Origin of the sequence: Pseudomonas sp. KCJK9016, assembly GCF_046231795.1 — a bacterium.
GTDB classification, from domain to species: domain Bacteria; phylum Pseudomonadota; class Gammaproteobacteria; order Pseudomonadales; family Pseudomonadaceae; genus Aquipseudomonas; species Aquipseudomonas bananamidigenes.
On the sequence record NZ_JBJJMM010000005.1, the window covers coordinates 103,461 to 126,940 of the forward strand.

General features: G+C 60.9%; 21 protein-coding genes. 16 read left to right on the forward strand and 5 right to left on the reverse strand.

Annotated elements, in window-relative coordinates:
- Window positions 1-6: 6 nt before the first annotated feature.
- From tauB to tauD, 3 genes are all read left to right on the forward strand, one after another.
- Window positions 7-801, forward strand: a complete 795-nt coding sequence (gene tauB / locus ACK6BI_RS06535; RefSeq protein ID WP_409316407.1) for a taurine ABC transporter ATP-binding subunit — start codon at window positions 7-9, stop codon at window positions 799-801.
- Window positions 798-1,637 (forward strand): taurine ABC transporter permease TauC, encoded by an 840-nt coding sequence (gene tauC, locus ACK6BI_RS06540; protein WP_064382739.1) that lies wholly within the window; start codon window positions 798-800, stop codon window positions 1,635-1,637. Before tauB ends, tauC begins: the two co-directional genes overlap by 4 nt.
- A gap of 136 nt (window positions 1,638-1,773) precedes the next feature.
- Window positions 1,774-2,616: a taurine dioxygenase gene (gene tauD, locus ACK6BI_RS06545; RefSeq protein ID WP_409316408.1), complete on the forward strand. Its 843-nt coding sequence runs from the start codon at window positions 1,774-1,776 to the stop codon at window positions 2,614-2,616.
- Between the two features lie 114 nt (window positions 2,617-2,730).
- Here tauD and mgrA read toward each other — a convergent pair whose 3' ends face one another.
- The gene (mgrA, locus tag ACK6BI_RS06550; protein ID WP_085684181.1) at window positions 2,731-3,768 is read right to left on the reverse strand and encodes an L-glyceraldehyde 3-phosphate reductase; all 1,038 of its coding nucleotides are present in this window, start codon (window positions 3,766-3,768) and stop codon (window positions 2,731-2,733) included.
- Between the two features lie 235 nt (window positions 3,769-4,003).
- Between mgrA and ACK6BI_RS06555 the strand changes: the two genes are divergently transcribed.
- Window positions 4,004-4,264 (forward strand): hypothetical protein, encoded by a 261-nt coding sequence (locus ACK6BI_RS06555; protein ID WP_265812660.1) that lies wholly within the window; start codon window positions 4,004-4,006, stop codon window positions 4,262-4,264.
- Window positions 4,265-4,288: 24 nt separating this feature from the next.
- Here ACK6BI_RS06555 and betT read toward each other — a convergent pair whose 3' ends face one another.
- Window positions 4,289-6,250 (reverse strand): choline transporter BetT, encoded by a 1,962-nt coding sequence (betT, locus tag ACK6BI_RS06560; RefSeq protein ID WP_409316495.1) that lies wholly within the window; start codon window positions 6,248-6,250, stop codon window positions 4,289-4,291.
- Window positions 6,251-6,538: 288 nt separating this feature from the next.
- A complete protein-coding gene (epsC, locus tag ACK6BI_RS06565; protein ID WP_085712695.1) occupies window positions 6,539-7,465 on the reverse strand; it encodes a serine O-acetyltransferase EpsC in 927 nt (308 codons plus the stop codon).
- A gap of 190 nt (window positions 7,466-7,655) precedes the next feature.
- Here epsC and ACK6BI_RS06570 point away from each other — a divergent pair, with 190 nt between their 5' ends.
- The 11 genes from ACK6BI_RS06570 to ACK6BI_RS06620 all read left to right on the forward strand — a co-directional run bounded on the left by ACK6BI_RS06570 (window position 7,656) and on the right by ACK6BI_RS06620 (window position 18,975).
- A complete protein-coding gene (locus ACK6BI_RS06570) occupies window positions 7,656-8,648 on the forward strand; it encodes a D-cysteine desulfhydrase (protein ID WP_409316409.1) in 993 nt (330 codons plus the stop codon).
- A gap of 246 nt (window positions 8,649-8,894) precedes the next feature.
- A complete protein-coding gene (tcyJ, locus tag ACK6BI_RS06575; RefSeq protein WP_409316410.1) occupies window positions 8,895-9,695 on the forward strand; it encodes a cystine ABC transporter substrate-binding protein in 801 nt (266 codons plus the stop codon).
- Window positions 9,695-10,360: a cystine ABC transporter permease gene (gene tcyL, locus ACK6BI_RS06580; protein WP_409316411.1), complete on the forward strand. Its 666-nt coding sequence runs from the start codon at window positions 9,695-9,697 to the stop codon at window positions 10,358-10,360. Before tcyJ ends, tcyL begins: the two co-directional genes overlap by 1 nt.
- A 4-nt stretch (window positions 10,361-10,364) precedes the next feature.
- The gene (tcyN, locus tag ACK6BI_RS06585; protein ID WP_409316412.1) at window positions 10,365-11,114 is read left to right on the forward strand and encodes an L-cystine ABC transporter ATP-binding protein TcyN; all 750 of its coding nucleotides are present in this window, start codon (window positions 10,365-10,367) and stop codon (window positions 11,112-11,114) included.
- 472 nt (window positions 11,115-11,586) lie between these two features.
- Window positions 11,587-12,351 (forward strand): hypothetical protein, encoded by a 765-nt coding sequence (locus ACK6BI_RS06590; protein ID WP_409316413.1) that lies wholly within the window; start codon window positions 11,587-11,589, stop codon window positions 12,349-12,351.
- A gap of 209 nt (window positions 12,352-12,560) precedes the next feature.
- Entirely contained in the window at window positions 12,561-13,802 is a 1,242-nt protein-coding gene (locus ACK6BI_RS06595) for an SfnB family sulfur acquisition oxidoreductase (protein WP_409316414.1), read from the forward strand.
- Between the two features lie 25 nt (window positions 13,803-13,827).
- Complete coding sequence (locus ACK6BI_RS06600) at window positions 13,828-15,021, forward strand: SfnB family sulfur acquisition oxidoreductase (RefSeq protein ID WP_409316415.1); 1,194 nt, start codon at window positions 13,828-13,830, stop codon at window positions 15,019-15,021.
- Window positions 15,021-16,391 (forward strand): LLM class flavin-dependent oxidoreductase, encoded by a 1,371-nt coding sequence (locus tag ACK6BI_RS06605; RefSeq protein ID WP_409316416.1) that lies wholly within the window; start codon window positions 15,021-15,023, stop codon window positions 16,389-16,391. The genes ACK6BI_RS06600 and ACK6BI_RS06605 overlap by 1 nt, the downstream gene beginning before the upstream one ends.
- A gap of 13 nt (window positions 16,392-16,404) precedes the next feature.
- A complete protein-coding gene (locus ACK6BI_RS06610; protein ID WP_409316417.1) occupies window positions 16,405-17,214 on the forward strand; it encodes a MetQ/NlpA family ABC transporter substrate-binding protein in 810 nt (269 codons plus the stop codon).
- A 2-nt stretch (window positions 17,215-17,216) separates the two neighbouring features.
- Window positions 17,217-18,341: a methionine ABC transporter ATP-binding protein gene (locus tag ACK6BI_RS06615; protein ID WP_409316418.1), complete on the forward strand. Its 1,125-nt coding sequence runs from the start codon at window positions 17,217-17,219 to the stop codon at window positions 18,339-18,341.
- Window positions 18,331-18,975, forward strand: coding sequence for a methionine ABC transporter permease (locus tag ACK6BI_RS06620; protein ID WP_260521796.1), 645 nt, complete (start codon window positions 18,331-18,333; stop codon window positions 18,973-18,975). The genes ACK6BI_RS06615 and ACK6BI_RS06620 overlap by 11 nt, the downstream gene beginning before the upstream one ends.
- A gap of 5 nt (window positions 18,976-18,980) precedes the next feature.
- Here the strand turns inward: ACK6BI_RS06620 and ACK6BI_RS06625 are convergent, their stop codons facing one another.
- The gene (locus ACK6BI_RS06625) at window positions 18,981-20,306 is read right to left on the reverse strand and encodes a hypothetical protein (RefSeq protein ID WP_409316419.1); all 1,326 of its coding nucleotides are present in this window, start codon (window positions 20,304-20,306) and stop codon (window positions 18,981-18,983) included.
- A 268-nt stretch (window positions 20,307-20,574) separates the two neighbouring features.
- Between ACK6BI_RS06625 and ACK6BI_RS06630 the strand changes: the two genes are divergently transcribed.
- Window positions 20,575-21,201 carry a class I SAM-dependent methyltransferase gene (locus tag ACK6BI_RS06630; RefSeq protein ID WP_409316420.1) on the forward strand — a complete coding sequence of 209 codons (627 nt, stop codon included), beginning with the start codon at window positions 20,575-20,577 and terminating at the stop codon, window positions 21,199-21,201.
- Window positions 21,202-21,204: 3 nt separating this feature from the next.
- Here ACK6BI_RS06630 and ACK6BI_RS06635 read toward each other — a convergent pair whose 3' ends face one another.
- Entirely contained in the window at window positions 21,205-23,457 is a 2,253-nt protein-coding gene (locus tag ACK6BI_RS06635; protein WP_409316421.1) for a glycoside hydrolase, read from the reverse strand.
- Window positions 23,458-23,480: the final 23 nt, after the last annotated feature.

Genomic DNA, 23,480 nt, shown 5'->3' on the forward strand with positions numbered 1-23,480 from the left:
ATTGCGATGGCCCTGCTACAGCTGGAGCGCATCAGCGCACAGTATCCCGGCAGCCCGGAACCGGTTCTGTCCGACATTTCCCTGACCCTCGGCCCTCAGCAACTGCTGGTGGCCCTCGGCCCGTCCGGCAGTGGCAAGACTTCGCTGTTGAACCTGATTGCCGGTTTCGTCGAACCGAGCGCCGGCCGCATCACCCTCGACAACGTGCCGGTCAAAGGCCCGAGCGCCGAGCGCGGTGTGGTGTTCCAGGACGACGCCCTGCTGCCCTGGCAGGACGTGCTGGCCAACGTTGCCTTCGGTCTCGAACTGGCCGGTGTGGCCAAGGAAAAACGCGAACAGATCGCGCGAGAAATGCTCGCGCTGGTCGATCTCTCCGGCTTTGAATACCGCCGCATCTGGCAGCTCTCCGGTGGTCAGAAGCAGCGTGTCGGCCTGGCCCGCGCCCTTGCCGCCGACCCGCGAGTGCTGCTAATGGACGAACCCTTCGGCGCCCTCGATGCCTTTACCCGCGAACAGATGCAGGAACTGTTGCTGCAGGTCTGGCAACGCACCGCCAAACCGGTGTTCCTGATTACCCACGACATTGAAGAAGCGGTGTTCCTCGCCACCGACCTGATTTTGCTGGCACCGAATCCGGGGCAGATCGTCGAACGCCTGCATCTGGATTTCGGCAAGCGCTACGCCGCCGGTGAATCGGCGCGGGCGATCAAGTCCGATCCGCGCTTCATCGAAACCCGCGAACACGTGCTCGCCAGAGTGTTTTCGCAACGCAGCGCCGTTCAACGGCAGGAGCGCGCATGAGCAGTTACGACGTTTCCGCCACCGCAGTGAAACCCGCCGCCACCTCGGTGGTGATTCCCGTGCGTCGCAGCCTCAGCACCCGCTGGATCAGCCTGCTGACCTTGTTCGCGTTGCTGGTGATCTGGTGGGCGGTGACCGCCACCGGTCTGATCGAACCGCTGTTTCTGCCACCACCGTCCGCCGTGCTGCAAAAAGGCTGGTTGCTGGCGACCACGGGCTACATGGATTCAACGTTGTGGCAGCATCTGGGCGCCAGCCTCAGCCGCATCGGTCTGGGCCTCGGCTTTGCGATTCTGACCGCCGTGCCGGTGGGCATTGCCATCGGCGCCAACCGTATAGCCCGTGGTGTGCTGGATCCGCTGATCGAGTTTTATCGCCCGATTCCACCACTGGCCTATCTGCCGCTGATCGTGATCTGGTGCGGCATTGGCGAGTTGTCGAAAGTGCTGCTGATCTACCTGGCGATTTTTGCCCCGATCGCGATTGCCACCGCCACCGGCGTGCGCACCGTCGACCCGGCCAAACTGCGCGCCGCGCAGTCTCTGGGCGCGACTCGCGCACAACTGATCCGCCATGTGATTTTGCCCAGCGCCCTGCCGGACATTCTGACCGGTGTGCGCATTGGGCTGGGTGTCGGCTGGTCGACGCTGGTCGCCGCCGAATTGATCGCGGCCACCAGCGGCCTCGGCTTCATGGTGCAGTCGGCTGCGCAATTCCTGGTCACCGATGTGGTGGTGCTGGGGATTCTCGTCATCGCCCTGATCGCCTTCGCCATGGAAATGGGCCTGCGCGCCCTGCAACGCAAACTGGTGCCGTGGCACGGTCAGGCCCACTGAAAAATTTCAGAAAGAACCTGTGGGAGCGAGCCTGCTCGCGAAAGCGTCGGATCAGTCACTGCACTGTCGCCTGACACTCAGCATTCGCGAGCAGGCTCGCTCCCACCATGCCCCCAAGCATTCGAAGAGAACCACCATGAGCAGTCTGAACATCACCCCGTTAAGCTCGGCCCTCGGCGCACAGATCAGCGGCGTCGACATCAGCCAGCCGCTGAACCTGGAACAGCGCGACGCCATTGAGCAGGCGCTGCTCAAATACCAGGTGCTGTTCTTCCGCGATCAGCCGATCGAGCCGTCGCAACAGGCACGCTTCGCCCACTATTTCGGAGACCTGCACATTCACCCGATCTACCCGAACGTGCCGGAACAACCTGAAGTGCTGATCCTCGACACCGCCGTCACCGACGTGCGCGACAACGCGATCTGGCACACCGACGTGACCTTCCTGCCGACCCCGGCCATGGGCGCGGTGCTCAGCGCCAAACTGTTGCCGGAGTTCGGTGGCGACACGTTGTGGGCCAGCGGGATTGCCGCGTATGAAGCGCTGTCGGCGCCGATGAAGGCGATGCTCGAAGGGCTGACCGCGACTCACGATTTCACCCGCTCGTTTCCGCTGGAGCGCTATGGCAATACGCCAGAAGCCCTGGCGCAGTGGGAAGAGGCGCGACGCAAGAATCCACCGCTGTCGCACCCGGTGATTCGCACTCACCCGGTAAGCGGACGCCGTTCGCTGTTCGTCAACGAAGGCTTTACGTCGAAGATCAATGAACTGTCGGAAACCGAGAGCGAGGCGGTGCTGAAGTTCTTGTTCGCCCATGCGACACGACCGGAGTTCACCATTCGCTGGCGCTGGCAGAAGGATGACATCGCATTCTGGGACAACCGCGTGACGCAGCATTACGCGGTGGATGATTACCGTCCGGCGCGGCGCGTGATGCAGCGGGCGACGGTGTTGGGGGATGTGCCGTTTTTTCGCTGAATGTCGAGACTTCAGTCGCTGAAGCGGCGCCTTCGCGAGCAGGCTCGCTCCCACAGGGAAGCGCTTTCCAATGTGGGAGCGAGCCTGCTCGCGAAGCTTTTTACAGCTTGAACGTTACTCCGCCGTCGAAGGCTTCTCCCAAAGATTGATCCCGCCCTCCTGGGCAAACCGGTCGATCTCCGCCAGTTCCTCAGCACTGAAGCTCAAATTCTTCAACGCCCCGACGTTCTCGACAATCTGCTCCGGCCGGCTCGCGCCGATCAGCGCCGAGGTCACCCGAGGATCGCGCAAGGTCCACGCCAATGCCAGTTGCGCCAGGCTCTGCCCACGACGCTTGGCGATCTCGTTCAGCGCCCGCACATGAGCAATATTCGCCTCGGACAAGTGCGAAGCCTGCAACGAACCACCGCCCGGACGATTGACGCGCGCATCCGCCGGCACGCCGTTGAGGTATTTGTCGGTCAGCAGTCCCTGCGCCAGCGGCGTGAACGCAATCACGCCGGTGCCGAGTTCGTCGGTGGTGTCGAGCAGATCCTTTTCCACCCAGCGGTTGAGCAGGTTGTAGGCCGGTTGGTGGATCAGCAGCGGCACTTTCCACTCTTTGAGCAACGCGGCGATCTCGCGGGTTTTCACCCCGGAGTACGACGAGATGCCGATGTACAACGCCTTGCCCTGCTGCACCGCCGTGGCGAGGGCGCTGGCGGTTTCTTCCAGCGGGGTGTCCGGGTCGAAGCGGTGCGAATAGAAGATATCCACATAGTCCAGGCCCAGGCGTTGCAGGCTCTGGTCGAGGCTGGCCAGCACGTATTTGCGTGAGCCGCCGCCCTGGCCGTAAGGGCCGGGCCACATGTCCCAGCCGGCCTTGCTGGAGATGATCAGTTCATCGCGGTACTGCTTGAAGTCTTCGCGCAGCAAGCGGCCGAAATTGGTCTCGGCGCTGCCGTAGGGCGGGCCGTAGTTGTTGGCCAGGTCGAAGTGGTTGATCCCCAGATCGAACGCGGTACGCAGCAACGCGCGCTGAGTGTCGATCGGCGTGCTGTCGCCGAAGTTGTGCCACAGGCCCAGGGACAGCGCCGGCAATACCAGACCGCTGCGTCCGACGCGGCGGTAAGGGATGGAGTCATAGCGGTTTTCGGCAGCGGTGTAAGTCATCGAATCCTCTCTTGTCGGTTTTGAACGGGTATCGACTTTCACAGGCCGCCCAGCATACGCCGTGTGGAACGCCGATAGACCCGGGATACGACCAATTGCTGAAACGTTTCAGAAAAAAATCTGCCCATCGTCGATGCAGCCCCGAAGGCTGGCAAGAGAAAGGATCGAAGGCTGACCTATGCTCAACAGATGCAAAGTCACTCACTCATCCCCCACCCTCCAGGCGATATCCACCATGCACACCGCAATCATCATCTTCTTCGGCCTGATCCTGCTGGCGCTGATGCTCTACATCGGCGAGCGCATCGGCTTCAGTCGCCAGACCATGGCCTACGGCTTCGCGGCGTTGTGGCTGGCGTTGACGGTGATCAACGGCGCGGTCGGCGTGGTGCACGCCGGGCAGCCGCTGGGGTCGGAGATTGCGATTGGCAGCGCCGTGTTCGGCGTGCCGATCGCGGCATTGGTGTTGTTCATGGTGCTGAGCGCCGAGACCTGAATCCGTCCCGGCGCCCTGCGCCGATCAACGCACCAGATGCAGGAACTGCATGTGCCGTTCGTACTGGTCGAGGATGTCGTTGATGATCTGCTCTTTGGTGTAGCCGACCAGATCATAGTCCTGACTGCCCTCGCTCAGATGCACTTCGGCGCGGTAATAGCGGCGGTTGTTGAGCTGCTTGGAGCCCATGCCGCCACGGGCGAACGACGGCGTGAAGTAGCCGCGCATCTGCACTTGATAGATGAACGGATGCAGCTCGCCGTGTCCGATTTCCAGGCTGACGCTGTCGTGGGCCGGATCGGGTTGCGTAACGACATGCAGCCCTTTCTCGACGAACACCGCCGTCACTTCTTCGATGGCCGGTTTCACCGTGGTGTCCATGAAGCGGTACACCTCGTCCCGCGACGGGAAATGCACCGCCTGACTCAGGCGCTGGCGCCAGCCACCCTTGCCGCGCCGCGAACCGGAGACCGGCGCCAGCGAATGCAGTTGCGCGATCTGCTTCTGCGACTCCAGATAGAACGCCTTGTGCAGTCCCCACATCATCAGCAGCAGAATCAGCGAGAACGGCAGCGAGGTCAGCACAACCGCTGATTTCAGCGCATCGATGCTGCCGGAAAACAGCAGCCCGCTGGTGATCAGCGCGGTCATCGCGCCCCAGAACACCCGCAGCCACTTCGGCCCGTCTTCATCCGGGTTGCCGCCCTTGGCCGACAGGGTCGAGAGCACCACGGTGCCGGAGTCGGCGGACGTGACGAAGAACACGAAGCTGATAAACACCGTCACCGCGATGACGGTTTTGCTCCATGGGTAAGTTTCCAGCAGCAGGTAGAGGGTCATCGACGGGTTGTCGAGGGCCGACATGCCCAGTGCCGACATACCGTGATTGAGCACCTGGTCGATGGCGCTGTTGCCGAAAATCGACATCCACGCCAGGGTGAAACCGAGCGGGATCAGCAGCACGCCGAAGACGAATTCGCGGATGGTGCGGCCACGGGAAATTCGTGCGATGAACAGGCCCACGAACGGCGACCATGCAATCCACCAGGCCCAGTAGAACACCGTCCAGCCGCCGAGCCAGTCGCTCGGTTTGTCGTAGGCGTAGAGGTCGAAACTCTTCATCGGCAACGCGCCGAGGTAGTCGCCGAGGTTCTGGATCAGGGTGTTGAGCAGATGCTGGGTAGGACCGGCGAACAACACGAACAGCAGCAGCGCACAGGCCAGCAGCATGTTGATGTCGGACATGACCCGAACGCCCTTGTCCACACCGGAGACGGCGACGACGATCGCTGCACCCATCATCAGTGTGATCAAACCGACCTGAATCCACTGGGTATGGGCGATGCCGAACAGGTAGTCCAGACCTGAGTTGAGATGGAGCACGCCGAAGCCCATGTCCGCACCGAGGCCGAACACCGTGGCGATGATGCCGAAGCCATCGACCGCGTAACCGATGGGGCCGTTGATACGCTTGCCGATCAGCGGGTAGAGCGCCGAACGCAGGGCCAGCGGCAGGTTGTGCCGATAAGCGAAGTACGCCAGCGCCATACCGACGAAGGCGAACACACCCCAGCCGTGCAGGCCCCAGTGCAGAAACAGGATCTGCATCGCCTGACGCGCCGCCTCCGCCGTGCCGGCCTCGCCTTGTGGCGGCTGGAGCATGTGGGTTAGCGGTTCGGAGACACAGAAGAAAAACAGCGTGATGCTGATCCCGGCGGCGAACAGCATGCCGGCCCAGGACAGGTAACTGAATTCGGGCTCGTCGTGGTCGGCACCGAGTTTGATCTTGCCGTAGCCCGACAACGCGGTGACCACCACGAAGACCAGATACAGGGTCATCGCGAGCATGTAATACCAGCCGACCGTATTGGCCGCCCAGTTTTGCGCTTCAAGCAGCCAGGCACCGGCCTGTTCCGGCATGGCGATAACGATCAGGCCGAACAACAGGATCACCGTTGCGGCGAACCAGAACACTGGCGGATTCATGCGTACCAGGCCGCTGGCGGGGGTAGACGATGCACTCATGGTCGGTGCACCTCAAGGGGTTGGAAAATGGCTGAAATGATCGGACTCAGCAAAGGCAAGCCTCCTGTTGTGAGCGGGCAGCGAACCGCCGGTTTAACTTGAATGAACGTTCAAGTTAAACATGGATAGCACGCTCAGGACTAATCGCAGGGCTCAGCGGTACCGTTCGTACACTGGCTCAGGGAGGGGTATGACGCTGCGGCGAGGACGTTCGTTCCCGCCTTGCGCGGGAACGAACGGACAGGAAAATTACTTCTGCGTCCCGTCATCATGCTGCAGATTGGCCTGGGTCAGGTTGCACCCCGCCGGCACGCTGCGGGTCAGCCACACATTGCCGCCGATGGTCGATCCCTTGCCGATGGTGATCCGCCCGAGAATCGTCGCCCCGGCGTAAATCACCACGTCGTCCTCGACGATCGGATGCCGCGGATGGCCCTTCTGCAACTGGCCGTCCTCGTCCGCCGGGAAGCGTTTGGCACCCAGGGTCACCGCCTGATAAATCCTGACTCGCTCGCCAATGATCGCGGTCTCGCCGATCACCACCCCAGTGCCGTGGTCGATGAAGAAACTGCGACCGATCTGTGCGCCCGGGTGGATATCGATACCGGTCGCCGAGTGAGCGATTTCCGAGCTGATCCGCGCCAGCAGCGGCAGGCCGGCGCGATACAAATGGTGCGCGAGACGATGGTGGATCACCGCCAGAATGCCCGGATAGCACAGCAGCACTTCATCGACACTGCGCGCCGCCGGATCGCCGTGATACGCGGCCAGCACATCGGTGTCGAGCAGACTGCGCAGGCCCGGCAATGCCAGGGCGAAATCCTGGATGATGCGGATCGCCTGCGCCTCGACTTCACTGTCATCCCGGGCGCTATGGCGGGCGACGTAACGCAGTTCGAGTCGCGCCTGGGCCAATAGTGCGTTCAAGGCAACATCAAGTGTGTGACCAACGTAAAAATCTTCGCTCTCTTCACGCAGATCCACCGGCCCCAGACGCATCGGGAACAACGCGCCGCACAAGGCTTCGAGAATCTGCGCCATCGCGTCACGGGACGGCAGTTCGCGCCCGCCCTGCTCGCCGCTGGCGCGGCCGTTTTGCGTACGCCACTGATCCCGCGCGGTACGCAGCTGGCTGACGATGGTCTGCAATTGCCAATGGCTGGAACGCTCGCTCACGGTAAAGACTCCTCACGGGCGGCCGGACTGTCTGGCCGCGTCAACGGCCCCTACTTTACGGCAACGCCCCGGAGGCGAATTAAGAACCGATAGTGCTGGCCTAAGCGCATTTAGCTATAAGCGATTGACGGTTGCCCCGGTAAATCGGCGTGCCTATAGTCCTCTGATCTTTCTCCGCCAGTACGGGCTCATGATCAAACAACAGCTGCAACGCTTTAACCGTCTCGAACTGCTGGGACAACCCACGCCACTGGAAAAACTCGAGCGCCTGTCCACCTGGCTCGGCCGCGACGTTTACATCAAGCGCGACGACCTGACGCCGCTGGCCATGGGCGGCAACAAGCTGCGCAAGCTCGAATACCTGGCCGCCGATGCCCTCGCCCAAGGCGCCGACACTCTGATCACCGCCGGCGCACTGCAATCGAACCACGTCCGCCAGACTGCTGCGCTGGCCGCGAAACTGGGCCTGAGCTGCGTCGCCCTGCTGGAAAACCCGCTGGGCACCGAAGACAGCAACTACACCGGCAACGGCAACCGCCTGCTGCTGGATCTGTTCGACACCAAGGTCGAGCTGGTCGACAACCTCGACAACGCCGATGAACAACTCGCGGCCCTTGCCGTGCGCCTGCGCAGCAACGGCAAGAAGCCTTATCTGGTGCCGATCGGTGGCTCCAACGCCATCGGCGCACTCGGTTACGTAAGGGCCGGCCTGGAACTGGCGCAACAAATCGAGGACTCCGGCCTACAGTTTTCCGCCGTGGTCCTGGCCTCGGGCAGCGCCGGCACTCACAGCGGCCTGGCGCTGGCCTTGAGCGAAGTGTTGCCGCAACTGCCAGTGATCGGCGTGACGGTTTCGCGCAGCGAAGAAGATCAGCGCCCTAAAGTGCAGGGCCTGGCCGAGCGCACTGCCGATCTGTTGGGTGTAGCGTTGCCGGAGAGTTTCAAGGTCGAACTGTGGGACGAGTATTTCGGCCCGCGCTACGGTGAGCCGAATGCTGGAACCCTCGCAGCAGTGAAACTGCTGGCCAGCCAGGACGCCGTGCTGCTCGATCCGGTCTACACCGGCAAAGCCATGGCCGGGTTGCTCGACGGCATAGGTCGCGGGCGTTTCGACGACGGCCCGATCATCTTCCTGCACACCGGCGGCGTCCCGGCTTTGTTTGCCTACAAGGATTTTCTGTAGGCCTGAATGCGTTCCCGCGCCCGGCGTGGGAACGTTCAGTGTCAGCTCGAATACATATTCACTAAATGAATAACAAATATAAAATTCATTATTTTCCATTCTAAAGGAACAATCATATAGTCTCGCCGCAGGCGAATTTCGCGAGAGACGCATAAGCTGCTTTAAGGCAGGATAGCGCTGTCGTTCAATTCCCGGATTCGCCAACTTTCCTTAAGCGTCTTCCATAAGAAAACACAGGGGCTTGTCATGATTCTTTCCGCACTACGTCGAAATCTGCTGGTAGGTTCGCTGGGCCTGGCACTGAGCGCCGGTCTGATCAGCAGCGCCGTTGCCGGTGAGCAACTGCAACAGATCAAGGACAAAGGCGTTATCAACGTCGGCCTGGAAGGCACTTATCCACCGTTCAGCTTCGTCGATGAAAACGGCAAGCTCAACGGTTTCGAAGTCGAGCTCTCCGAAGCGCTGGCGCAAAAACTGGGCGTGAAAGCCAAGATTCAGCCAACCAAATGGGACGGCATCCTCGCCGCGCTGGAATCCAAGCGTCTGGATGTGGTGGTCAACCAGGTGACCATCTCCGACGAACGCAAGAAGAAGTATGACTTCTCCGAACCGTACACCATCTCCGGTATTCAAGCGCTGGTGCTCAAGAGCAAAGAAGCGGCGCTGAACATCAAGACCGCCGCTGACCTGTCCGGCAAGAAAGTCGGCGTAGGCCTGGGCACCAACTACGAGCAGTGGGTTCGCGCCAACGTACCGGGTGCCGACGTGCGCACCTACGACGATGATCCGACCAAGTTCGCCGACCTGAACAACGGTCGTACCGACGCGATCCTGATCGACCGTCTGGCTGCACTTGAATACGCCAAGAAAGCACCGAAAACCGTGGCCGCCGGCCAGGCTTTCTCCCGTCAGGAATCCGGTATCGCCCTGCGCAAAGGCGAGCCTGAACTGCTGGCAGCCGTGAACAAGGCTCTCGACGAGCTGCGTGCCGACGGCACGCTGAAAAAGCTTTCGGAAAAATACTTCAGCGCTGACGTCACCCAATAATGGAAGCAGCTTTCCAACTCGCACTGGACTCCGCGCCCTTCCTGTTGAAGGGCGCGTACTACACGGTAATCCTCAGCCTGGGCGGCATGTTCTTCGGCCTGCTGCTGGGTTTCGGCCTGGCCTTGATGCGTCTGTCGCGTTTCAAGTCGGTCAGCTGGCTGGCCCGTATCTACGTGTCGTTCTTTCGCGGCACGCCGTTGCTGGTCCAGCTGTTCGTGATCTATTACGGTCTGCCGCAACTGGGCATGGAACTCGACCCGCTGCCGGCGGCGCTGATCGGCTTCTCGCTGAACATGGCCGCCTACGCCTGTGAAATCCTGCGCGCCGCGATCGGTTCCATCGAACGCGGTCAGTGGGAAGCGGCGGCAAGCATCGGCATGACCCGTGCACAGACCCTGCGCCGGGCCATCCTGCCGCAAGCGATGCGCACGGCGTTGCCGCCGTTGGGCAACAGCTTCATTTCACTGGTCAAGGACACCGCGCTGGCCGCTACCATCCAGGTACCGGAGCTGTTCCGCCAGGCGCAACTGATTACCGCCCGGACTTTCGAAGTCTTCACCATGTATCTTGCCGCCGCGCTGATCTACTGGATTCTGGCCACAGTGCTGTCGCACTTCCAGAACAAGCTGGAAACGCGGGTCAATCGGCACGACCAGGAGTCCTGACCCCATGATTGTCGTGGAAAAACTGACAAAGCAGTTCAAGGGTCAAGTCGTGCTCAACGGCATCGATCTTGAAGTGAAGGAAGGCGAGGTCGTAGCCATCATCGGCCCCAGCGGCTCGGGCAAGACCACGTTCCTGCGCTGCCTGAACTTCCTCGAACAACCCACCAGTGGCCGGATCAAGGTCGGCGACATCGAAATCGATACCAGCCGCCCGCTGAACCAGCAGCAGAACCTGGTGCGCAACCTGCGCCAGCACGTGGGCTTCGTGTTCCAGAACTTCAACCTGTTCCCCCATCGCACCGCCCTGGAAAACGTCATCGAAGGCCCGATCGTGGTCAAGAAGACGCCTCGCGATGCAGCCATTGCCCTGGGCAAGAAGCTGCTGGCCAAGGTCGGCCTGGCGGGCAAGGAAGACGCCTACCCACGGCGCCTTTCCGGTGGCCAGCAACAGCGCGTGGCGATTGCCCGGGCGCTGGCGATGGAGCCGGAAGTGATCCTGTTCGACGAGCCGACCTCGGCCCTCGACCCGGAACTGGTGGGCGAAGTGCTGGCGACCATTCGCGGTCTGGCCGAAGAGAAACGCACCATGGTGATCGTCACCCACGAAATGGCATTTGCCCGTGATGTGGCCAATCGTGTGGTGTTTTTCGACAAGGGCGTGATCGTCGAGCAAGGTGAAGCCAAGGCGTTGTTTGCCAATCCGAAAGAAGAACGCACACGGCAGTTTCTCAGCAAGTTCCGTAATAACGGCTGATAACTTCGCAAGTGCCAGCACTCACTTCCAGGGACGGAAGTAGTGCGTTCGCCCGAATACTATCCCTCTTCCAAAGAAAACCAATACCCCATGAGAGCACAGTACATATATATGTCCTGCAACAAGTTGCGCGTGCGTAAAATTCGCCGAGGTCTGAGTTTCCGCTTCGCAGAAGCACACCAGAGAAACGCGCTAAATACCGCAGAAATCTGTGGTCTTCATCCCTGTGAAGCATCAGCCAAAGGCTGTACCAATGTAGGAACCTTCTGATTAATCGGTAATTCAGGGATTAACTAATCCACTCGCTTGACACCTCTTCCAGCGAACTCTTATCTAGTCACCAACCGGCGCACGCTAGTTCAACACGACACTTTAAAACGTGAAAAAACTCCGAAGTTTCATTGCCGGTTAATTCACGCCATTCGTTCTTTCAGATACGGACTTCGCCGCAAGACTTCAAGGAGAGAAACCGATGACCTGCATTTCAAACATCCCGCTATTGCCTCCACCCACCCTGGGGCAGCCCCATGGGGTCGGAATCAACCTCAGGGCGGCCGCCAACCTGTCGGTCGAAATAGAACCCTACGACGATATGGACAGCGGCGACCTGATCGAGCTGTTCTGGGATGACTGCTATGTAGCCTCCCGCGTGCTGACTGCCGGTGATGTCGGAAACACCGTCAGTCTCAGGGTACCGGAGAGCTTCATCGTCAACGGTTCACCCTGTGCGCACTATCGGGTCATGCAGGTCGGGAAAAACCCGGCATTGTCGTCCGGCGCCCGGTTCCAGGTGAAACTCGACTGCCCGGGCGGTCAATTCGCAACAGGCAGCGCAGAAGAAAATCAGTACCTGCTGCCGGTCAATCTTCCCGAGACCATTCGCCGGCGCGGGATCAACCCGAGACAGATCAAGCGTGGCGTGCCGCTGACCATCGAGCCTTACCTGAACATGGCCGAGGGTGATGAAATCACTCTGCGCTGGGGTGACGTGCGGATGGACCTGCCTCCTGTGACGCACGCCGGTGTCGGTGTGGGAATCCAGGTCTGGGTGCCACCGGCAATCATTGTCGAAGCAGGTGAGGACCTGCGGCTTGACGTGACCTATTGCATCATCGACCGGGTCGGCAACAACTCGCGCTGGGCACCCCCACGAACGCTGAGGATCGGCGGCGCGAATACTTGTCTGAAAGCGCAAGAAAGGCGCGCACCCTCAACAGCGGAGCGGAAGGTCAGGTGAGCTTTCGATCTTCTATACATATTCCTAAAAGTTAGTTTATTTAAATTTTATACGCGCTTAGGGTATATAAACCGGACCACCGGACATTCTTTCGTTCGCCGCGCTTTTGCGGCGTTTTTCATGAGATGTGAGGTAGGTAACATGGTCCGGAACCCAATCACCCCAGTGCAGATCGCCAGGGCATTGCGTGCAGCCAGGGAGTGGCACTGATGTCCAGTCTGGCAGACGCAAACGTCCAGAGTGACCTGGATATCGCCCCATTGTTGTTGCCCGCGCAAGTACTGCGCAACGACGCTCAAGCCATCGAAGCCGCCCACGAACTGGCGCAAGTTGCCCGCGTGCAGGCCGCCAAACGCGACCGTCAGCGCAAACTGCCGTGGTCGGAAATCGAACAGTTCACCCGCAGCGGCCTCGGCAGCATTGCGATTCCGCGCGAGTACGGCGGCCCGCAGGTTTCCTTCGTCACCCTGGCGGAAGTTTTCGCAATTATTTCCGCGGCCGATCCGGCGTTGGGCCAGATCCCGCAGAACCAGTTCGGCATCATCAACCTGATTCTCGGCAGTGCCACCGAAGAGCAGAAAAAACAGTTGCTGCAAAGCGTGCTCGAAGGCTGGCGCATCGGTAATGCCGGGCCTGAGCGTGGCACCAAAGACACTCTGGAGCTGAAAGCGCGCATCACCGCCGACGGCGATGACTACGTGATCAACGGCCAGAAGTTCTATTCCACCGGCGCTCTTTTTGCCCACTGGGTGGCGGTCAAGGCACTCAACGATGAAGGCAAGCAGGTGTTGGCTTTCGTCCGGCGCGGCACACCGGGATTGCGTATCGTCGACGACTGGTCCGGTTTCGGCCAGCGCACCACCGCCAGCGGCACGATCCTGCTGCACAACGTGCGGGTCGATGCCGGTCTTGTGGTGGACAACTGGAAAATCAACGAAAAGCCCAACACCCAAGGCGCGGTGTCGCAGTTGATTCAGGCGGCCATCGATGCCGGCATCGCCCGCGGCGCCATCGATGACGCCATCGAATTCGTAAAGACTCGCGCCCGGCCGTGGATCGACGCCAATGTCGAGCGCGCCAGCGACGATCTTTATGTGATCGCCGACATCGGCAAACTGAAAATCGAACTGCACGCCGCCGAAGCGCTGCTGCGCAAGGCCGGGCAAGTGCTCGATCAGGTGCACGCTGCACCGCTGACTGCCGAGTCCGCCGCCCGAGCCTCGATTGCCGTGGCCGAAGCCAAGGTGCTGACCACCGAGATCTCGCTGCTGGCCAGCGAAAAACTTTTCGAACTGGCCGGCAGCCGCGCCACCCTCGCCGAATTCAACCTCGACCGCCACTGGCGCAATGCCCGAGTGCACACGCTGCACGACCCGGTGCGCTGGAAATACCACGCGGTCGGCGCTTACCGCCTGAACGGAAAACTTCCGGCCCGCCATTCCTGGATCTGACGACCAGACATCTGGAGAAAAACCTATGTCCTTTTCCCATCCCGTCGCGGTCATCACCAGCGACGAGCAAGCCCTGATCGTCGCCAGCGACCTGGCCGAAGACTTCCAGCGCGACAGCAACCTGCGCGACCGCGAACGCCGCCTGCCACTGCCGGAACTCGACGTGTTTTCCCGCTCCGGCCTGTGGGGCATCAGCGTGCCCAAGGAGTATGGCGGCGCCGGTGTGTCCAACGTGACCCTGGCCAAAGTCATCGCCCTGATCGCCCGGGCCGATGGCTCGCTGGGGCAGATTCCGCAGAACCATTTCTATGCCCTCGAAGTGCTCCGGGTGAATGGCAGCCACGAGCAGAAACAACGCCTCTACGCCGAGGTCCTCGCTGGCCGGCGCTTCGGCAATGCCCTGGCGGAACTGGGCACCAGGACCGCCCATGACCGTATCACCAGCCTGAAGCGCGACGGCAGCGGTTATCGCATCAACGGCCGCAAGTTCTACGCCACCGGTGCGATCTACGCCCAACGGATTCCAACGTCCGTGGTCGATGAAAACGGCGTGCAGCAACTGGCCTTCGTCCCCCGCGACAGCCAGGGCCTGACCGTGATCGACGACTGGAGCGGTTTCGGCCAGCGCACCACCGGCAGCGGTTCGGTGGTGTTCGAAGACGTGTACGTCGCCGCCGAAGATGTCATTCCCTTCCAGAGCGCTTTCGAACGCCCGACCACCGTCGGCCCGCTGGCGCAGATCCTTCACGCCGCCATCGACACCGGTATCGCACGCGCCGCTTATGAAGATGCGCTGCACTTCGTGCGCAGCAAGACCCGGCCATGGATCGATTCGGGCAGCGACAAGGCCACGGAAGATCCGTTGACCCTCAAGAGCTTCGGCCACCTGAGCATCCGCCTGAGCGCCACCGAAGCCTTGCTCGAGCGCGCCGGTGAATACCTCGATGCGGCCCAGGCCGAGACCAACGCCGACACAGTAGCAGCGGCATCGATTGCCGTCGCCGAAGCCCGGGCTATCAGCACCGAAATCTCCCTGGCCGCCGGCAGCACACTGTTCGAACTGGCCGGCAGCCAGGCCACCTTGAGCGAGCACGGGCTCGACCGCCACTGGCGCAACGCCCGGGTACACACTCTGCACGACCCGGTGCGCTGGAAATATCACGCGGTGGGCAATTACTACCTCAACGATGAAAACCCTCCGTTGCGGGGGACCATCTGATGGCCGCCGACAAAAAGAAAATCCTGCTCAATGCGTTCAACATGAACTGCATCGGCCACATCAACCATGGGTTGTGGACCCATCCACGCGACACCTCGACCCAGTACAAGACCGTCGAATACTGGACCGAACTGGCGCAACTGTTGGAGCGCGGGCTATTCGATGGATTGTTCATCGCCGATATCGTCGGCGTGTACGACGTCTATCAAAACTCGGTGGATGTCACCCTGAAAGAGTCGATCCAGTTGCCGGTCAACGATCCGCTGCTGCTGGTGTCGGCAATGGCCGCGGTGACCAAAAATCTCGGCTTCGGCCTGACCGCCAACCTCACCTACGAGCCGCCGTATCTGTTCGCCCGACGCATGTCGACCCTCGATCACCTGAGCCGCGGGCGGGTGGGCTGGAACATCGTCACCGGTTACCTGGACAGCGCCGCCAAGGCCATGGGCCTGAGCGAACAGGTCGAACATGACCGACGTTACGATCAGGCTGACGAGTACCTCGAGGTTCTCTACAAACTCTGGGAAGGCAGCTGGGAAAACGATGCGGTGCTCAATGATCCGCAGCAGCGGATCTACGCGCAGCCAGACAAAGTGCACAAGATCGAACACAAGGGCGAGTTCTATCAGGTCGAGGGTTATCACCTGTGTGAGCCGTCGCCACAGCGCACGCCTGTGCTGTTCCAGGCCGGCAGTTCGGAGCGCGGTCTGCTGTTCGCCGGGCGTCATGCCGAGTGCGTGTTCATCAGCGGCCAGAACAAACCGTCAACCAAGGTTCAGGTAGACAAGGTCCGCGCCAGCGCCGTCGAAGCGGGTCGCAATCCCGAAGACATCAAGGTGTTCATGGGTCTCAACGTGATCGTCGGTGAGACCGAGGAAGCGGCCTGGGCCAAACATGCCGAATACCTGAGCCATGCCAGCGCCGAAGCGGGCGTGGCGCACTTTTCGGCCTCTACCGGCATCGATTTTTCCCGGTACGAAATCGACGAGCCGATCCAGTACGTCAAGAGCAACGCCATCCAGTCCGCCACCAGAAACCTGCAGAACAACGACTGGACCCGGCGCAAATTGCTCGACCAGCATGCCCTCGGCGGACGCTACATCACGGTGGTCGGTTCACCGCAGCAAGTGGCGGATGAACTGGAATCGTGGATCGCCGAAACCGGCCTCGACGGCTTCAACCTGACCCGCATCGTCACCCCGGAAAGCTACGTGGATTTCATTGACCTGGTGATCCCGGAACTGCAGCGGCGCGGCTCCTACAAGACCGCGTACGACACCGGCAGCCTGCGGGAAAAACTGTTTCACGGTGAAGCACATCTGCCGCAGCAACACACCGGCGCCCACTACCGACACACCTCCTCGCACTGACTGGAAGAGCACCATGATGAAGAAATCCCTGTCCCACCCGGTCAAAGCACTGGCCCTGGCCTTCGGCCTGTTCAGCTCGGCGGTTTTCGCTGCTGATGCCCCGTTGAAAATCGGCACCACCGCCGCGTTCGCGATTCCGCTGGAAGCCGCCGTCGAAGAGGCCGGCAAGCAAGGCCTGAAAGTCGAGCTGGTGGAGTTCACCGACTGGATCGCACCGAACGTCAGCCTCGCCGCCGGTGACATCGACGTGAACTACTTCCAGCACATCCCGTTCCTGGAAAACGCCAAAGCCGCCTCCGGTTTCGACCTGGTGCCGTTCGCACCGGGGATCATCAACAACGTCGGCCTGTACTCGAAGAAATACAAAAGCTTCGACGAGTTGCCTGAGGGCGCCAGCGTCGCCATCGCCAACGACCCGATCAACAGCGGACGCGGTCTGCAACTGTTGGCCAAGGCCGGGCTGATCACCCTGAAACCGGGTGTCGGCTACAAGGCTACCGAAGACGACATCGTCGCCAATCCGAAGAAGATCAAGATCCTGCAAGTCGAAGCCGTGCAACTGGTGCGCGCCTACGACGACGCCGATCTGGTCCAGGGCTACCCGGCCTATATCCGTCTGGCGAAGACTTTCGATGCCGGTTCCGCGCTGCTGTTCGACGGCCTCGATCACAAGGAGTACGTGATTCAGTTCGTGATCCAGCCCAAGAGCAAGAACGACCCGCGCCTGATCAAGTTCGTCGATATCTACCAGCATTCGCCAGCTGTACGCGCCGCTCTGGATAAAGCTCACGGCAAGCTGTACCAGGCCGGGTGGGAAAGCTGAGGATGAGCGCCGCCATTCAACGGCGACTGGATCTTCCAGAGCCACCCGCGCTGGCCCAGCGCACCGAACTGCATCCCGAGTTCAACCGCGCCCATGTGCGTTTCGTCGGGCTCGGCAAAACCTACGACGGCAAGCAAGGGCCGGTCGCCGCCCTGCAAGGCATCGATCTGGCAATCCAGCGCGGTGAAGTGTTCGGCATCATCGGTCGCAGCGGCGCCGGCAAGTCATCGCTGATCCGCACCATCAACCGCCTCGAACAACCGACCTCGGGCCGGGTGCTGATCGATCAGGTGGACATCGGCGAGTACGACGAGGATCGCCTCGTCGCCCTGCGCCGACGGATCGGCATGATCTTCCAGCACTTCAACCTGATGTCGGCGAAAACGGTTTGGCAGAACGTCGAACTGCCGCTGAAGGTTGCCGGTGTCCCGAAGGAGCAACGGGAAAAGAAAGTTCGCGAACTGCTGGAGCTGGTGGGCCTGCAAGCCAAGCACAAGGCCTATCCGGCGCAACTGTCAGGCGGGCAGAAACAGCGTGTCGGCATCGCCCGCGCGCTGGTGCACGATCCGGACATTCTGCTGTGCGACGAAGCCACTTCGGCGCTGGATCCGGAAACCACCCAGTCGATCCTCGGCCTGCTGCGCGAGATCAACAAACGCCTGGGGCTGACCATCGTGTTGATCACTCACGAGATGGCCGTGATCCGCGAGATCTGCGACCGCGTCGTGGTGCTGGAACATGGTCGTATCGTCGAACAGGGCCCGGTCTGGGAAGTGTTCGGCAACCCGCAGCATGAGGTCAGCCAGACCCTGCTCGCACCGCTGCAACACGCCTTGCCCGAAGAATTGCAAAGCCGTTTGCAGGCCCGACCGCTGTCGTCCGAGGCCTCGGTGGTGCTGCGTTTGCAGTTCACCGGCAACCAACAGGACGAACCGGATCTGGCAGCGTTGTTCGCCGCCCTCGGCGGCCGGGTGAAGTTGCTGCAGGGCGGCGTGGAACGGATTCAGGGGCACGCGCTCGGGCAATTGTTGCTGGCGGTGGCGGGATCAAAGTTGAACGCCGAGGAGTTGCGTCAGCGCGCCAGCCAGTGGGCACAACGCACGGAGGTGTTGGGTTATGTGGTTTGATCGCTTGCTGCAGGGTTTCATCGACACGTTTCTGATGGTCGGCGTGTCATCGTTGATCGCGTTGCTGGCAGGAATTCCGATGGCGGTGATTCTGGTCACCAGCGACAAGGGCGGCATCTACGAAGCGCCGGTGCTCAATCGTGCGTTGGGTGCGTTCGTGAACCTGTTTCGTTCGATCCCGTTTCTGATTCTGATGGTGGCACTGATTCCGTTCACCCGGCTGATCGTCGGCACCACCTACGGCGTGTGGGCGGCGGTTGTGCCGCTGACTATCGCCGCCACGCCGTTCTTTGCGCGGATTGCCGAAGTGAGCCTGCGCGAAGTCGACCACGGCCTGATCGAGGCCGCGCAGGCCATGGGTTGCCGGCGCTGGCATATCGTCTGGCATGTGCTGTTGCCCGAGGCGCTGCCGGGGATTGTCGGCGGATTCACCATCACCCTGGTGACGATGATCAACTCGTCCGCCATGGCCGGAGCAATCGGCGCCGGCGGCCTGGGCGACATCGCCTATCGCTACGGCTATCAACGCTTCGACAGCCAGATCATGCTGACCGTAATCGTGCTGCTGGTGGCGTTGGTGGCGGTGATTCAATTGGGCGGTGATCGTCTGGCAAGCAGGCTCAACAAACGCTGAGCTCATCAATGACTCAGCAGGTCGTTCAGCAACTGGCTGTCTGCAGTTCTGGCCAGATGCAGTGCCTGCAGACTCCTGGCGGCGTAAATGATGCTGTCGGCATTTTTCGAGGCCATCCGGGTCCGGACGGACGGGATCAAATTGAACAGGTCGACGGCCGCCCGGACATCCAGCTCTCCGGAGAGTCCCAAACCCTCTTTTACCCCGGCCCTGAAACTGCTGTGGTCACTCGTAAACCCGTCCAGATAGGCCAGCGTCATGCCTCCCTGCATGATGACTTCGGAAATACCTCGTTCGGCAATGTCGTAAGCAGGCACCGGACGATCCAGAGCATTTGCCATTTGCGCATCCAGATAGAAGTAATCCACTGCACCGGGCCCTACGCCCTTGAATCGGTTGATTCTGCTCGTATGGAGCATTTCATGCCCCAGAACGACTGCAAAATCTCCCTCTTCAACATGATTCAGACTGATGAAGAAGCGGCCATGAAAATCGAGCGGGTACATCCATGCCTCGCGATCCCGGTCAAACGCTACACCCACGAACTTGTCCTGTCCCCACGGCCCCTGATACTCCATTGACAGCGCCTCGCCGCGCGACAGGCAATCGCTGATCCGGCTTTTGACGAGCTCATGATGCTTGCCGAAATAGCCCTGAAAAATACTTTCAGCCTCGACATAGCCAGCAGCGAGCCCTTTGCCCGCGTCGGTAAATATCTGGTGTGTGGCGCTCAGTTCTGCACGCAGGATGGCTGAATGTCGGGGTTCAAATTGACTCATTCCTCTTGCAACGATCCTCACGCGTCCTGAAGCCTGGCGCTCGAACAGGTCATCCCGGCCTTCATAAAGCTTTCCGGGCGCCGTTGCCGCCCAGGTCTCCATTGCAGGCTTGTGACCGGTCAGATCCAGAGGCGGCCGGGCACTGATGACATTATCGATTCCGTCCGGAGTCGACAGTTCTCCGGCGTCCCACAGCATCGTCCGGGGATCCATAACCAGCGTCGGCCCCGAGGCCATCGACTCGGAGGGAAGCGTCGCCCGGTACGCCCCCGTGATCGCGTCCTGCCTGACCTGCACGATCTCGCCCGGGGCGACGTCAACGAACTCACGCCCCTTGAATCGCCTGATGCCTTGCCCATCGGCGACAGGCATATGGGGAGGCAGTTTCAGACGAAAGCTCTCAAGCGACATCCCCACCGACCGGATAGAGACATTTTCCATCGTGGGCAAACCGGCGACAGTGATACGCCCATCGGAAGATAACGGCAGTGCCTGATCCCACGACGGAACACGCCGCGCGACCTTGATTTCCGGAGCTTGAAAAACGGTCATGTCGCCCGGTCTTTTAAGGCTCGGCACCGAGTCTGTCGCAAGACGCGCGGGGGATGACGAAACGTGAGTCTTGCGGCCGTTGACCATAGGTAATCCTGCCTTGAAGAAACCATGCTGAAGGAGTCGGTATCGCGACAGTCGCCTGTCGCACAGACGCTATTTCAACGAATACAGGTTCGCTCGTTGCGGTACAGGGTTACTACCTGTGCGCGGGACTGATCGGGTATGGCGTATATTGGCCAGACCTACCTCTCAGCGCAGCCAGACCATGAAGCAGACTTCCAGCGACCTTGAGCAGATCACCGCCAGAACCCTCGGCCACTACAACGCGGTGGCCGAGGATTTTCGTGAAGGCACCCGCGATCACGATGTCAGCCAGAACATCGATGCCCTGCTGAGGAACATTCAGGCTGAAGCACCGTTTTCCATTCTCGATTTCGGCTGTGGGCCGGGTCGGGATCTGCAGACATTCACACGGATGGGACACCTCGCCATCGGCCTCGACGGCGCGGAAAAATTCGCCCGGATGGCGAGGGAGGACAGTGGCTGTGAGGTGTGGTGTCAGGATTTTCTGAAGCTGGATCTGCCACCAGAACGCTTCGACGGCATTTTTGCCAATGCGGTGCTGTTTCATGTGCCGCTGCAGGAGCTGCCACGGATTCTCAAGCAATTGCACGGGACACTGAAACCGGGCGGCGTGCTGTTCAGCTCCAATCCGCGTGGGGATAACCGTGAGGGCTGGAACGGGCCGCGTTATGGCTCGTACCACGATCTGCAGGCATGGCGCGGATTGCTGACGGCGGCAGGGTTCGCGGAGCTGGAGCATTACTACCGGCCGGCAGGGCTGCCGCGGGAGCAGCAGCCCTGGCTGGCGAGTGTCTGGCGCAAGATCTGAAACTCAGGGCCTCGCCTCAACCTGAAACCGGGTCGGCGCATTTCCGGGTGAACGCACCGTGAGGCTCCGCCCGGGCAGCGTCTGTCCCTGTACTTCACGCGCCTGAATATCAAAGTTGGCCTGCAATCGTGTGCCGTCTTCAAAGGACGTCTGCTGAACCAGCCGGTCCGCGCTCAACCACTCGAACCCGGTGAGCGCCTGGGTCGCCAGACGTTCATGCAAAGGCCGGAAGAACGCATCCTGACGGGCGATCTGCGGCAATCGCTGCGCAAGCGTGCCGACACTAAGGTGATACAGCGGCGCAACGTTGTAGAGCAACTGCGCGAGTTCGTTGTCCGCCCGTACATTGGTCAGTTTCAGACTATCGAACAGCCAATGGTGGGACGTGATCACGGAGCCATGGAACACCGCCTGATACAACGGCAAACGGCTGGCCGGATCAAAGTGAATACGCCGCAACGACTCTTTGATCGGCACGGGTTTGAAGAAAACCTCTGGCTGCTCCGGCGGATACCACTTGCCTGCAAAGTACCTGGATTCGGGGTTCTTGCTCATTTCGACGTCCCCCCAACCGATCACCGGGGTCTGCATGCCATGGGCGAACAACACGCCCTGCGCGGTCGTTGCGTTGCCGTCCTCCGAACCGGCGGGCAGTTTCAGCACTTCGCTGATCCAGCGTGACGCGCCGATATTGCTCTCGGCATTCTGGGCCTGGGTCATCGTTGCCCCGGGACGGTAGCTGTCGAACAGCATGCCGGTGGCGTAGGCATCGAGAAACCAGCTGTTGAAACCGGCGGCGTCGCGAATGGCAGCGACCCGTTGCTCGAGCAGCGGTCGCACACAACGGGGATCGGTGTAATGCCCCGACTGCTGGAAGCCGCTTTTCAGCGTTCCGTCGCTCTTCACGATCGCGCATTCAGCATGTGCCTTGTCCCCCAGGTGTGCCGTGGTCCAGTCAGGGTTTTCGCTGCGGCTCAGCGCCGTCTCGTAAGAGTCGTACGGCGCGATCAGATAACCCGCCGCCACGCCGGCCTCGATCGCCTCGGGGTGCCAGAGGCCGCCCTCCCAGCCTTCACCCAATCCCAACCACAGGCGGGACAAACCGGCATTCTGTAATTGCCTGATCGTGTCCAGTGACAAGGTGCCGCCCCAGCGCTCGGGATCGGGCGTCAGCGCCTCACCGAAGTTGGCTGCCACTTGCGCCCGCACATCAGCGTAACCGTTCACCAGAGCCTGCATGTCCGGCACGGCACGGGCCTGCCAGGTCTTGCGCGCCTGCGTATTCAAGGCATGGTTGAGACTGCGCAGAAGCACTTTTTTCTGATAACCGTTCAACGCCGTGCCAGCAGCAAGGATCTGCAACGCCTCACGATCCAGTCCCGCTTTCAGCTCACTGGCCAGCGAGCCACCCCCACGCAAGGTGTCGAGCAGCACCGACCAACTGCGTACATCCTTGGCTCCCAGCAGATCATTACCCCACAGGTACAGATGACTCGCGCCCGACAGCCGCTTCGCCTCAGGTGTTTTTTCGAATTTGCTGCTCAAGTTTTCATGGCGACCGTTATCGATCAGCCACTGCCGGTAGCGTTTGGCCCCGGCCAACGGGTCGGCCGCCCCGAGAAACAGGGTGAATGTCATTGGCACCGACGGATCGAGGGAGGTGAAACGATGCCGGGCAGACAGTGCCAGAGCCTTGCCCTCGTCACTGAACAGCAGCCGATTGTTGTAGGGATTGGTCATCAGCCAATGCAGGCTGAATCCGTCATGTTCGACACCCCAGAGCGGCAAACTCAGATCCTGAGTGGTATTGAATTCCCCCTGATTCAACAGAAAGGCCTGCCACACCGGATCACCACGCGGCACGTAGTGCCCCTCGGCCAGAGGCCAGATCAGCGCCTTGCCCATCGCGCCGGCGGGTTGATGGAGAAATTCCAGTTCTGCCGGCTCACGCGCCTTGATCGAGAAGGACAGATCACTTTGATCGAGGGTGGCGCTGAGGGTCCAGGCTCCGTCATCCCATTGCCAGTCGATGCGGTTGTCGCGCCTGCTCAACTGACTGACTTTGTGCGGGGCAATCCCCGCCGATGCCTGCACCGTCTCGCCGCCGGCCGGGGTGACCCGGACAGCCAGCGTTGCCGGATCGAGTTGTATGCGCCACAACGAGTTTTCCAATGGCGTGTCGGCCCATGACAGGGATGAAACGCACAATCCGGCAATCAGCAATAGCGCGCGCAGCCAGCAAAAAACGGTAAACATCAGACGCCCCTTCTCCCAAAGGA

Excerpts from the sequence above, each read along its gene's own strand:
- ACK6BI_RS06635 (WP_409316421.1), bottom strand. The coding sequence starts at position 23,457 with ATGTTTACCGTTTTTTGCTGGCTGCGCGCGCTATTGCTGATTGCCGGA.
- tcyL (WP_409316411.1), top strand. The coding sequence starts at position 9,695 with ATGGAAGCAGCTTTCCAACTCGCACTGGACTCCGCGCCCTTCCTGTTG.
- mgrA (WP_085684181.1), bottom strand. The coding sequence starts at position 3,768 with ATGACTTACACCGCTGCCGAAAACCGCTATGACTCCATCCCTTACCGC.
- tcyN (WP_409316412.1), top strand. The coding sequence starts at position 10,365 with ATGATTGTCGTGGAAAAACTGACAAAGCAGTTCAAGGGTCAAGTCGTG.
- ACK6BI_RS06630 (WP_409316420.1), top strand. The coding sequence starts at position 20,575 with ATGAAGCAGACTTCCAGCGACCTTGAGCAGATCACCGCCAGAACCCTC.
- ACK6BI_RS06615 (WP_409316418.1), top strand. The coding sequence starts at position 17,217 with ATGAGCGCCGCCATTCAACGGCGACTGGATCTTCCAGAGCCACCCGCG.
- ACK6BI_RS06595 (WP_409316414.1), top strand. The coding sequence starts at position 12,561 with ATGTCCAGTCTGGCAGACGCAAACGTCCAGAGTGACCTGGATATCGCC.
- tauB (WP_409316407.1), top strand. The coding sequence starts at position 7 with ATGGCCCTGCTACAGCTGGAGCGCATCAGCGCACAGTATCCCGGCAGC.
- ACK6BI_RS06570 (WP_409316409.1), top strand. The coding sequence starts at position 7,656 with ATGATCAAACAACAGCTGCAACGCTTTAACCGTCTCGAACTGCTGGGA.
- tauC (WP_064382739.1), top strand. The coding sequence starts at position 798 with ATGAGCAGTTACGACGTTTCCGCCACCGCAGTGAAACCCGCCGCCACC.
- ACK6BI_RS06625 (WP_409316419.1), bottom strand. The coding sequence starts at position 20,306 with ATGACCGTTTTTCAAGCTCCGGAAATCAAGGTCGCGCGGCGTGTTCCG.
- ACK6BI_RS06610 (WP_409316417.1), top strand. The coding sequence starts at position 16,405 with ATGATGAAGAAATCCCTGTCCCACCCGGTCAAAGCACTGGCCCTGGCC.
- ACK6BI_RS06605 (WP_409316416.1), top strand. The coding sequence starts at position 15,021 with ATGGCCGCCGACAAAAAGAAAATCCTGCTCAATGCGTTCAACATGAAC.
- ACK6BI_RS06600 (WP_409316415.1), top strand. The coding sequence starts at position 13,828 with ATGTCCTTTTCCCATCCCGTCGCGGTCATCACCAGCGACGAGCAAGCC.
- ACK6BI_RS06555 (WP_265812660.1), top strand. The coding sequence starts at position 4,004 with ATGCACACCGCAATCATCATCTTCTTCGGCCTGATCCTGCTGGCGCTG.
- ACK6BI_RS06590 (WP_409316413.1), top strand. The coding sequence starts at position 11,587 with ATGACCTGCATTTCAAACATCCCGCTATTGCCTCCACCCACCCTGGGG.
- betT (WP_409316495.1), bottom strand. The coding sequence starts at position 6,250 with ATGAATCCGCCAGTGTTCTGGTTCGCCGCAACGGTGATCCTGTTGTTC.
- tauD (WP_409316408.1), top strand. The coding sequence starts at position 1,774 with ATGAGCAGTCTGAACATCACCCCGTTAAGCTCGGCCCTCGGCGCACAG.
- ACK6BI_RS06620 (WP_260521796.1), top strand. The coding sequence starts at position 18,331 with ATGTGGTTTGATCGCTTGCTGCAGGGTTTCATCGACACGTTTCTGATG.
- tcyJ (WP_409316410.1), top strand. The coding sequence starts at position 8,895 with ATGATTCTTTCCGCACTACGTCGAAATCTGCTGGTAGGTTCGCTGGGC.